The sequence below is a fragment of the Brunnivagina elsteri CCALA 953 genome (assembly GCF_002289455.1).
GTDB classification, from domain to species: domain Bacteria; phylum Cyanobacteriota; class Cyanobacteriia; order Cyanobacteriales; family Nostocaceae; genus Brunnivagina; species Brunnivagina elsteri.
Genome location: NZ_NTFS01000504.1, coordinates 1 through 4,085, shown reverse-complemented (window position 1 = coordinate 4,085; position 4,085 = coordinate 1). Strand labels below are relative to the sequence as shown.

General features: G+C 41.5%; 2 protein-coding genes and 1 pseudogene. All 3 read left to right on the top strand.

Translation table 11 applies throughout. From position 1 onward, the window contains the following. Positions 1–255 precede the first annotated feature (255 nt). Complete coding sequence (locus CK510_RS27250) at positions 256–1,461, top strand: cytochrome c oxidase subunit II (RefSeq protein ID WP_095724640.1); 1,206 nt, start codon at positions 256–258, stop codon at positions 1,459–1,461. A gap of 5 nt (positions 1,462–1,466) precedes the next feature. Further along, a pseudogene (locus CK510_RS27245) lies at positions 1,467–1,760 on the top strand (cbb3-type cytochrome c oxidase subunit I); the annotation flags it as partial. A gap of 47 nt (positions 1,761–1,807) precedes the next feature. Further along, entirely contained in the window at positions 1,808–3,220 is a 1,413-nt protein-coding gene (xisF, locus tag CK510_RS27240; RefSeq protein WP_095724638.1) for a fdxN element excision recombinase XisF, read from the top strand. The last annotated feature ends 865 nt before the right edge of the window (positions 3,221–4,085 follow it).

Below are 4,085 nucleotides of genomic sequence, written 5' to 3'. Positions count from 1 at the left end.
GGTAGACGCGCAAGCGGCTTCTGTAAGTAGCAAGCTACAGCATGACATAGAAGGAGACTTTTCAAACAACCTCTAAGACTCCTATGGTGCTTTAACTAATCAGATATCTGTAGAGAGAATCAAGAGAACTGTCGTCAAGGTGTATTTAATACAAGTATTTACTTGTTGCTATAAAAATAAAAATATCTAGTAGCAACAGCAAATTTAATTCCAGACAATAGCATTTCAAACAATTATTTACAGAGCTTTGTTAATATGCAACAAATCCCTGTTTCACTATTAACCCTAGTTGCGGGGGTACTTATTGCCCTAATCAGCATGTGGGTTGGTCAACATTCATCCGTTCTGCTTCCAGAACAAGCATCCGCACAAGCTCCGTTGGTAGATAACTTTTTCCAAGTAATGGTTACTATCGGTACTGCCTTATTCTTAATAGTTCAAGGCGCGATCGCAATTTTTATGTTCCACTATCGTCAACGTCCAGGTGATGAACGTGATGGTAGTCCAATAGAAGGTAACTTCCCATTAGAAATATTTTGGACAGCGATTCCTTCCATCATCGTTATTGGTTTAGGAATATATAGCGTTGACATTTATACTCAGATGGGTGGTTTAGGTGTGGGTAGTCATCACACGATGGTTAGTCACAATCAGACAACACCGGGAACTGCTCTTGCTGCAACATTAGATAAGACTAGTGATGTTGTAGATAATGGTGTTCTAGAGAATGATTTTGTTGATGAAACAGTAGAAGTACCTGGTGAAATACTCCCCGAAAATGGAGTTGAAACACCTACACTAGTACCAGTTGAAGAATTAGTCGAACCAGTCGAAATATTTAACGAAGCATCCAATGAAGCATCAGTAGAAACACCGGAAACACCTGATGAATTTATCGACGAGACACCAATTGAAGCACCCATTCAAGTACCTGTAAAAGTACCTGTCAAGAGCAAAATCGCCGCATCTCAACCAAATATCGGTATTGGTGCGAATCCCCAAGTAGAAGGAAAAGAACCCGAATTACTGGTAAATGTCACGGCAATGCAATTTGCATGGATATTTAACTATCCCGACAGCGAAATTACATCAGGTGAACTTCACGTACCAATTGGTGCTGATGTCCAGCTAAATCTGACAGCAACCGACGTAATTCACTCCTTATGGGTACCGCAATTCCGACTCAAACAAGACGCAATTCCTGGACAACCAACACAACTAAGATTCGTTGCGACTAAACCAGGAACTTATCCAATAGTTTGTGCAGAACTTTGCGGAGGATATCATGGTTCCATGCGATCGCAAGTAATTGTCCATACCCCGGAAGACTTTGATAACTGGTTAGAAAGTAATCGCATTGCCCAAGCAGAAAACCAAGGGCAAGTTGTAGCATTTCAACCCCGTGAACTCTCAAAATCTGAGTTTCTCGCACCCTACGTTGCAGCAATGGGAGTAGATTGAACAAAATGACATTACAACTTCCCCATAATACTCCACCGAATCACAAACCTGGACATGTGGCTACTTATACCACCCATCCCCAAGTTTGGAAATGGTATCACTACTTTACCTTCAACATTGACCATAAGGTAATTGGGATTCAATATCTTGTCACTTCATTTGCCTTCTACCTCATCGGTGGATTAATGGCGGTAGCATTACGAACAGAGCTTCTCACACCAGATTCCGACTTTCTCGACCCAAACCTTTACAATGCCTTCCTGACAAACCACGGAACCATCATGATTTTAGATTGGCTGTTTAGATGCCGTGATAATATTGAGCTTGTTGATGATTGGTGTTAGTCATGAGCAGGTTAATTGTCGGATATTGTCGGGTCAGCAGCAAGCAGCAATTTACAGATGGTCATGCACTCGAAAGATACATTGATGCTTTAGTGAAGTATGGAATACCGGAGAGTTTAATCTATTTTGACATTGAAACAGGGGTCAGCGATACTCGCGAAGGTTTTGGCACTATCCTCGATTTGGTAAGAGCCGATCGTGTCAGCCAGGTTATTATCCCCAATTTTGACCGATTAACCCGCAGTCCATTGCAATGGGAGCAAGCGAGGGAACTGTTTGCGAAACATGAGGTGCAAATCAAGTTCCTTGAGGATGGGGAATTGAACTTGACCTCTCCCGACGGATTGTTTACGGGACGGGTAAAAGCTGCTTTAGCCGCTCAGGTTCGAGACAGGTTGAGAAGTCATTCTCTCGCTGGGCACGCAAAACACCGAGAGCGTGAGGAACCATATAAACCGATTTTTGGATATATCAAAATTGATGGTGCGATCGCACCCAATCAATCTCTATACCCAAAAAGTGACCTAACTTATTTCCAGGTTGCCAGGAAGTTAGTCTCACTATTCTTGGAATGTAAATCTTTAGGCAAAGCTCGTGACGATTTTAAGCAGCAATTTTATCTGCATCCACCTAGTTACGGGGGGAAGATTCATCTTAAAGCCCCTTCTAGCACTACAGGGGTAAGAAGTTGGCTGCTTAACGCTCAGTTACGGGGGAAACTGCAATATCTCTCGTTTGGTCACAAAACACCACAAATAGTCATTGATAGCATACATCAACCACTAATCGGCGATGATGAATGGCTGATTATTAAATCGATTTTTGAGGATAACAAAACTCGTAAAAAAGGCGTTAGCTGTGACAAATTGATAAATCCTCTCAGCAGTGTCGCCCGATGCCGAAATTGCGGTGGAGTAATGTCACAGAGGTTAAATTACAAAAATAAATCAGGGGAGTGGGGACGATTTCTCGCTTGTCGGAATGCCAGAAGCCGAAACGGACTCTGCAACCCGATTTATGCAAAAACCTATGGGCTGACCTTAGACATAGCCGAAAAGCAGCTACAAAACGCACTTGTCGCGCGATCGCAGAACATCGCAAATCTAGTTCCTACCGAGAAACCAAATAACCCCAAAATTCAAGAACTCAAAGATTCGATCCAAATGTTGGAGCGATTAAACGATTCAGACTTATATGATGCGATTGAGAAGAAACGGACTCAACTATTCCTGCTTGAAGAAAGTGAGAAGCTGGGAGCCGTTGAATCCGAAGAAAAGGTTAAATTATTGCAGTACATGCAGCACCCCGATTTTTGGTTCGGCATGACACCCCATGACCGCAATTTAGTTTACCGAGAATTAATTGAAGTTGTTTGGTGCGATCGCGGTTCAGTTGTGGTTGTACCTAGAATTTGACCATTTTCTCGGAGCCTTTGTAACTCTTGCTCAATTGTTACACCTTTGCTCTCTAAGTGTTTGTCGAAGCGCTTGACTGCTTTCATGAGTGTCTGGAGAGCTAATTTCATTTTTCCTCTACAGCGTTGCCTTTCAAAAATAATCTATTGGCTGGATATTTTTGTTAACCGCGAGCGATCGAATAAAATAAAATATGAGTATTCTCGTAATTCTGCGGCACCAATTACATGCAGGGCTATCCGGCTTATTACTTGCCACTTTTTCGCCTACTCGCAAATTATGAGGATTTAGATTCTCTACAGTTGGAGTTGAAGTATTAGGGAACACCAAGAAATAAATTCTCCAATATTGTAGGGGTAGGGTCTCCCTACCCTGTGCGTGGTAGTGTTGTTAAGTATACGATTTGAAGATTTTATTTTCTGGAAGTCCCTTAGTTACTCGTTCGGGAAATAGGATTAGATTGGATTAATTTCTAACAGCAGTAGTATTGCTGTTATTTATAGAAGTGAAGGCTTCCGCATCGCACTTTTTTGCCCCGCCTCACAGTTAGAGCGTTGCTGCCGTTAGAATACTTTATTTTCTGGAAGTCCCTAACTTTAGCATAACTACAAATTTCCTCAGTAATTTTTACACAATCTATATTTATCGGTGTAAAAAATACTGTAATATCGATTTTAGTAGTATTAATACATACTCATTTTCCCTTATATTTTATCATTATTTACTTTATGCACTGATTTTTTAAGTAGTTCAAGTTAGATAAGAGTAAGCCACAAAATAAATGATCCTGTGTTGTCATGCTGAGGAACGTTCGCGTTGCCGCAGCTAGAATCTCGTACAGATGCTGAGTCCCAAGGGGACACGC